This is a genomic window from Hypnocyclicus thermotrophus, assembly GCF_004365575.1.
GTDB lineage: Bacteria > Fusobacteriota > Fusobacteriia > Fusobacteriales > Fusobacteriaceae > Hypnocyclicus > Hypnocyclicus thermotrophus.
On the sequence record NZ_SOBG01000009.1, the window covers coordinates 103979 to 111125 of the forward strand.

The 7147-nt window shown below is 26.7% G+C and carries 6 protein-coding genes; all 6 read right to left on the reverse strand.

What is annotated here, in order from left to right:
- Nucleotides 1-5: 5 nt before the first annotated feature.
- The 6 genes from EV215_RS09620 to EV215_RS09645 all read right to left on the reverse strand — a co-directional run bounded on the left by EV215_RS09620 (nucleotide 6) and on the right by EV215_RS09645 (nucleotide 6671).
- Complete coding sequence (locus EV215_RS09620) at nucleotides 6-914, reverse strand: ROK family protein (RefSeq protein ID WP_134113801.1); 909 nt, start codon at nucleotides 912-914, stop codon at nucleotides 6-8.
- Nucleotides 914-2332: a glycoside hydrolase family 1 protein gene (locus EV215_RS09625; RefSeq protein ID WP_134113802.1), complete on the reverse strand. Its 1419-nt coding sequence runs from the start codon at nucleotides 2330-2332 to the stop codon at nucleotides 914-916. The genes EV215_RS09620 and EV215_RS09625 overlap by 1 nt, the downstream gene beginning before the upstream one ends.
- A 62-nt stretch (nucleotides 2333-2394) precedes the next feature.
- Nucleotides 2395-3228, reverse strand: coding sequence for a carbohydrate ABC transporter permease (locus EV215_RS09630; RefSeq protein ID WP_134113803.1), 834 nt, complete (start codon nucleotides 3226-3228; stop codon nucleotides 2395-2397).
- Nucleotides 3229-3246: 18 nt separating this feature from the next.
- Nucleotides 3247-4131, reverse strand: a complete 885-nt coding sequence (locus tag EV215_RS09635) for a carbohydrate ABC transporter permease (protein WP_134113804.1) — start codon at nucleotides 4129-4131, stop codon at nucleotides 3247-3249.
- A gap of 116 nt (nucleotides 4132-4247) precedes the next feature.
- Nucleotides 4248-5504, reverse strand: coding sequence for an ABC transporter substrate-binding protein (locus tag EV215_RS09640; RefSeq protein WP_134113805.1), 1257 nt, complete (start codon nucleotides 5502-5504; stop codon nucleotides 4248-4250).
- Between the two features lie 123 nt (nucleotides 5505-5627).
- Nucleotides 5628-6671: a LacI family DNA-binding transcriptional regulator gene (locus EV215_RS09645; RefSeq protein ID WP_134113806.1), complete on the reverse strand. Its 1044-nt coding sequence runs from the start codon at nucleotides 6669-6671 to the stop codon at nucleotides 5628-5630.
- Between the last annotated feature and the right edge of the window lie 476 nt (nucleotides 6672-7147).

Sequence of the window (7147 nt, forward strand, 5' to 3'; positions counted from 1 at the left end):
GGAAGCTAGTTTTTTTTTCTATTTTTTTCCATTTCTAAAAAGTGATATAATGCACCTACTTTTCCAGCATCATTTATAAATTTACTTCTAATTATTTTAGGAAGTTTTATTTTTTGTAAGAAAAAATTTTGAGAAGTAATATAATTTAATCGTTTATTAATTTCTTTAAAAAGTTCTTCTCGAGCACTTATAGCACCACTTATTATAATTATTTCAGGATTAAGTACTACGCTTAAATTAAATATCATAATAGTAATATCCTCATAAAATTGTTCTATAATTTCTAAAGCATCTTTATCGCCTTTTTCGGCTAATTCATATACTAATTTACCAGAAACATCTTCTTCTTTTAGTCCTTTTCTTTCAGCATATTCTAAAATTAATCCACCACGTGTACTAGAAGTCATATTATATAATATGTTTTTTCTTTGATTGATTTGCATACCAAATTCGCCAGCACCAAAGCCATATCCTCTGATCAGAGATCCATTACAAAATATTCCACCACCAATTCCAGTACCTATTGTAAAAGAGATAAAATTATTAGAATTAGTGGCATGACCTCGCCATTTTTCAGCAAGAGCTACACAATTTGCATCATTTTCAACTTCTACAGGAATACCAGTTTTTTCTTCTAAAATTTTTTTAAATTCAAAACCATAAAATTCTTTTATAATACCGCCAGTTATAGAATATCCTTTATCTACATCAATAAAACCAGGTAAACTAAATGCTAAACCAGAAATAGTATATTCTTTTTTATATTTATTAATTATTTTAATTAAATCGGTAAGTATTTTATCACCATCTCTATTTGTGGGAATTTTTGATGTTTCTAAAAAATTTGCATTTTCATCTGATAGAGAATATTTAATAAAAGTTCCACCAACATCAAAAGTTAAAAAATATCTCATTATAAATCCTCTCCGTTTGAATTAATAATTTTTTTATACCAATAAAAACTATCTTTTTTATATCTTTTTAATTCTTTTTGACTTTCTTCATCCCTATCAACAAATACAAAACCATAACGCTTTGAATAACCATTTAACCAAGAAAACAAATCTTGAAATGACCATGTACAATAACCTAAAACGTTACATCCGTCGTTTATTGAGTCTTTTATAGCCGTAATATGTTCTTTTAAATATTCAATTCTATAATCGTCATGAACTTTTCCATCTTCTAACGTATCATAAGCACCTAAGCCATTTTCAGTAATAAGAATAGGTAAATTATATCTAGAAGTAATTCTTCTAAGAGCGATTCTAAGTCCATCAGGGTCTATTACCCAATTCCAATCTGTTAATCTAACAAACTCATTTTTAGCAGGGACAAAAAGTTTATCTGTAAGTAATTCTTTTACATCAGATTGAACTGTATTTCCTTTTTGATTATTTATTTCATTTGCAACTTTTCTAGTAATATGTCTATAAGTAGCAGTAGAATAATAATTTACCCCCATAAAGTCAGGAATACCTTTTTTTAATAATTCTTTATCACCATCTTGGAAATTAATTGTTATCCCAATAGATTTTAATAAATTAATAGTAAGAGGCGAATATTCTCCACGAGCATAAACATCTAACCATAAAAAATTATTAATTTCTTGTGCATTTTCCATAGCTAAAACATCTTTTGGGTGAGCAGATTTAGCATAAGTAGGACCATATGCAAATGATGGTCCTATAAGACCATTTGGTACATGTTTTCTAAATTCTTCAATAGCTTTAGCATTTGCTAAATTAGCAATATGATTTACATTGATAAATGTTTGCATGTTACTCTTTTTAGGTGGATGTAATTTTAGTAAATATCCTAGAGAAGTAAAGATATTTTGTTCGTTTAATGATACCCAATATTTTACCTTATTACCATATTCTTTATATAATATTTTGCAATAATTAGTAAAATCTTCTATTATTTTACGGCTTTCCCAACCACCATATTCATCTTGTAATGCTTGTGGTAAATCCCAATGGTATATTGTAAGAATTGGTTCAATATTATTTTCTATTAATTTATCAATAACTTTATGATAAAATTCTATTCCTTTTGGATTAATTTCACCTTTTCCTTTAGGTAGGATTCTAGGCCAAGAAACAGAAAATCTATAAGCTTTTAGTCCCATTTCTTTCATTAAACTAATATCTTCTTCATATTTATGATAAAAATCTATGGCAACTTCACCAGTTGTATTTTTAAATGTATTACCAGGAATATTTGAATAAATATCCCAAATAGATGGACCTTTTCCATCAATGTTAGCAGCACCTTCTATTTGATAGGCTGCTGAAGCACTACCCCATAAAAAATTTTTTTGGAAATTCATATATGTACCTCCTATTTAAATTAATATTTAAAAAAAGGGAAATATTATCCCCTTTTTTTTAATTATTCTTTTACAGCTCCTATAGTTAATCCGTTTATTATATATTTTGAAAGTACTGAAAATGCAATTAATATAGGTACTACTGATATAGCGATTGCTAAATACATTGCTCCATAATTTGTACGATAAGCACTACCTCTAACTATTGATATAAGAACAGGTAATGGATATTTCTCTCTAGTAAATAATAAAACTAATGGTGAAATATAATTATTCCATGCTCCGACAAAGTTAAATATACTCATTGTAGCTATTGCAGGCATCATAATAGGCAATGAAATTTTGTTAAATATCATAAATTCGCCAGCACCATCAATTCTAGCAGCTTCTACAAGTGATTTAGGTAATGATTGCTCTACATATTGTTTTAAGAAAAATATAGTCATTGTATTAGTAAGAGCTGGAATTATTAAAGGGAAATATGTATCTAATAAGCCTAATTTATTATTAAGTTCAAAATAACCAATAAGTCCTAATTGCTGTGGTATCATCATAGTAGCGAGTATAAATCCAAATAAAAAGTTTTTGTATTTGAAGTTATAAACTGCAAAGCCATATGCAGTAAGAGACCCAAAGTAAGCACTAAGTATAGTAAATGGTACTGCAATAGTTAAACTATTTTTAAAACCTCTCCAAATATCTATTTTATCCAATAAAATATTATAGTTTTTTACAAGGGCTTTACCAGGTAGTAAGCTAAGACCTCTAGTAATTTCAACATTTGATCTTGTAGAGTTTACTATCATTATATAAAAAGGAATAAATGATAAAACAGTTAAAAATACTAATACTCCATAAACATATATTTTTGTTCGTAATTCTTTATTTTTTTTCATAATTAAACCACCTTTTATTTATTTATCGTTTTTCATATATTTAAATATAATAAACGAAAGAACGCTAATTATTGCAAATATACCATAAGCAACAGCCGATGCATAACCGAAGTTTTCATATCTAAATGCTTGATTATATAAGAAAATAATCATAGTCATCAATGAATTTTGTGGAGCACCTATACCATCTGTAAGTACAGCGGGAACATCAAATAATTGCATACCACCAATTAATGATGTAACAGATACATAAAGCATAGTCGGTTTAAGTAATGGTAATGTTATTTTGAAAAATATTTGCATTTTTGTAGCACCATCAACTCTGGCAGCTTCATAATATGTTTCAGGAATAGCAGACATACCAGCAAGTAAAATAATTGTAGTTTGACCAAACCACATCCACCATTGTATAAGTGATACGGTATTTTGTGCATAACTAGGAATATTTAAAAAATTAATAGGATCTTTTATAAAATGTAAAGCTATTAAGATTTGATTTATAGGTCCATGTTGCCAATCTAATAAAACATTAAATAATAAAGCTATTGAAGCAGCAGTAACTAAATTTGGAAAATAAAATACTGCTTTAAAAAAACCTTCACCTTTTACTTTATTTAATGTAAATAATCCAGCAAGAAATAAGGCTACACCAATTTGAGGAATAATATTCCAGAACCAAATTTTACAAGTATTGTAGAGAGAAGTCCAGAAAAAAGGATCTGTAATTAACCTTTTATAATGTGCGAGTCCTGCAAATTCCATATCACTTAATCCATCATAATAGTTAAAACTTAAGAAAAAAGTATATAGTATAGGAAAAAGTGAGAATATTAAAAAAGTGATAAAAAATGGTAGAATAAATAGATAACCATAATTTTCTTTGTTTTTAAAAAATCCTTTCATAATTGTTACCTTCCTTTTTATAAAATTTAGAAAATATATATCAAATAAATGATTTAATTAATATATATTTTCTAAGTAGGAGCTTTTGCTCCTACTTAGTATTAAGGTTTTTAAATTTATTTTACTATTAATCTAGGGAATGCATTTTTAACTTGTTTTTTAAAGTCAGCTATTGCTTCATCTTTAGTCATATCACCATTTACATAATTTAATACAGCATTTCCAAATAAGCTATTTAAATCTAAGTCATAAGAAGTTTCTAATCCACCTTTTATAAATTTAGCTTCTCTTAAGAAAAATTCATAATGATTTTGTCCAGCTAAGAATGGATCACCAGCTTCAGCAGCTAATTTTTCATCAACTTTTGTATTAGACATAAAATCTCCAACTTTTTTAGCATATTGATATTGATAATCTTCATCTATACAAAGCATTTTTATAAATTCCCAAGCTTCTTTTTTAACTTTAGATTTTTTATAAATTCCTAACCAAGTTCCTCCCCAATAATATGGTGCAGGACCTCTAACAATAGCCCAATCTCCAGCAGTATCTCCAGCATTAGGTTTTATTACATAGTGTAATCCCCAAGTAGGTAATACATATCCAAATATTTCTCCATTACTAAATCCAGCAAACCAAGCAGGAGTCCATTGAGAAGTTTTAGCAGTTATATTTTTATCTCTTAATGCTTTTGCAGTATCCATGTATTTTATTAATGCAGGATCAATAACTAATTCTTTATTAGAATTTACCCAACCTTGAGTTCTTCTTCCTTTGGCTATGTTTTCATATTCTCCATATCCAGCAAGTAATTTTACTTTTCCATTAGAAGCATCTCTTAATTTTTCTCCAAAAGCAATAAATTTTTCTGGAGTAGAAATCATTTCTTCTATTTTAGCAGGATCATCTGTACCAAAATATTGTTTAGCTAAAGCTCTTCTATAGAAAAATCCACCAGGTGTTGCTTGCCATGATACTGCTCTTATATGACCTTTATTATCTGAACCAAGTTTTGCAACATATTCAGGAGTTTGATTTTCATATTGAATAATATCTTTTTTAAATTTTTTACTTAAATCTTCCCACATTCCAAGTTCTACCCATTTTCTTACGTAAGCAGCTTCACCAAGAAATATATCAGGTGCACCTTTACCAGTTCTTAAAACAGGTCTTAATTTTGTAGGGTATTCTTCATTTGGTATAATAGTAAATTCTACTTTAATATCAGGATGAGCAGCTTCAAAGTCTTTTGCATAAGTTTTTAATTCATCACTAAAAGCCCAAACTTTAATAACTTTTTGTTTTGCGAATGCTGAAACAAATGTAAATAATAATAATAAACCAACAATTCCAACTCTAAATATTTTTTTCATATTTTCCTCCTTAGATATATAATTCTATATATAATAAACGCATGAAAATGCGTTTATAAACAAAAGCTTTTTTAAACATATATAAACACGTGTTTATATATGTTTAAAAAAGTATTACAGAAATTAATCTGTAATACTTTTTACTGTATTACGTTTAATTAATTTTACTTTAACTTTTTTATCAATTGCAAATTTTTTTTCATCTTTTTCTAAAAAATTTATTAAATTCGTAATGGACTGATTTACTAATTGTTCTATAGACCTTGAAATTGTAGTAAGTCCGCCTGCTAAAAAATGTGTAAAATTACTATTGTCAAATCCAATTATAGAGATGTCTTCAGGAATTCTAAACCCTTTATTTTCTAAAAATTCAATAACTTTTATAGCCATAAAATCATTTGCAACAAATATTGCGGTAGGCATATCATTTTTGTTTTGTTCGTAAAGTTCTTCTATAGCTAAATAACCAGATTCCATAGTAAAATCACCATATGCGATGTATTTATTTTTTAATTTAATATTGTTATCTTCTAAAGCTTTTTTATACCCTCTTAAACGTTCTAAAGCATCAAATTTTTCAAGTTCTCCTGTAATATGAGCTATTTTTTTGTGACCATTTTTAATAAGTTCTTCAGTAGCCATATATCCACCTTCAAAATTTTCAGAAAGTAAATGAAGAACATTTTCATATTTTTTTTCTAAAGGTTCATCAATTAAAACTATTTTATGTCCAAGATTAATAATTTTTTCTAATTCATCTTTTTTAGCGCCACCACCTACAAATATAGCTCCACTAATCATTTTAGAATTAATTAAAGTTCTTATTTTTTCATATTTTTCTCTTTGAGTAACAACAGAGACTAAAATATGATAGTCTTGATCATCTGCTATATCGGTAGCATAACTAATAAACTCTGATAGATAGGGTGAATCATGTATAACATATCTATCTTTTTTTAAATAGTGATCAACTATGAATAAACCAATAACCTTGTTTTTTTTTCCTGCAAGACTCCTACCAGCCGCATCAGGAGTATATCCATATTTATCAATAATTGCTTGTACTTTTTTTCTTGTTTCTTCTGTAACATTGGAATAATTATTTATAACTCTTGAAACAGTACTTCTAGATACACCTGCTAGTTTTGCAATTTTTTTACTGTTCATAAACACCACCTCATAAACACGCGTTCAATAAGTATAATACTATATAATTTACAAAAAGTCAATAGATATTTTAAAGTGAAATAAAAAGAAAAAATTAATTTAAGAATTTATTAATTTTTTTATGACGAGTTTAGCATATTTATCATTATTTTTTCTTGTTTCTTTAATAAATAAAAATTATTGAATTTAAGATTATTATTTAAATTTTTTCAGTTTTTCAAAAAAACTTTTTGTTATAAATAATATGTTTATGCTTATCTATTGAAATATTTTTCTGTGTTTATAATATCGTTTCTATTCTTTTATTAAATTTATTTAAAGCTTGCTGAAGAGATTTTTTTCAGCAAGCTTTTTATTATTTGTATTTTTATCTAATAAATATTTTTATAAATTTTCTTTAACTTTTTTAATTATTCCTTCTTTTGTTAATCCATATTTTTCTAATAGTTCGGCTCCCTTTCCACTTTGACCAAATC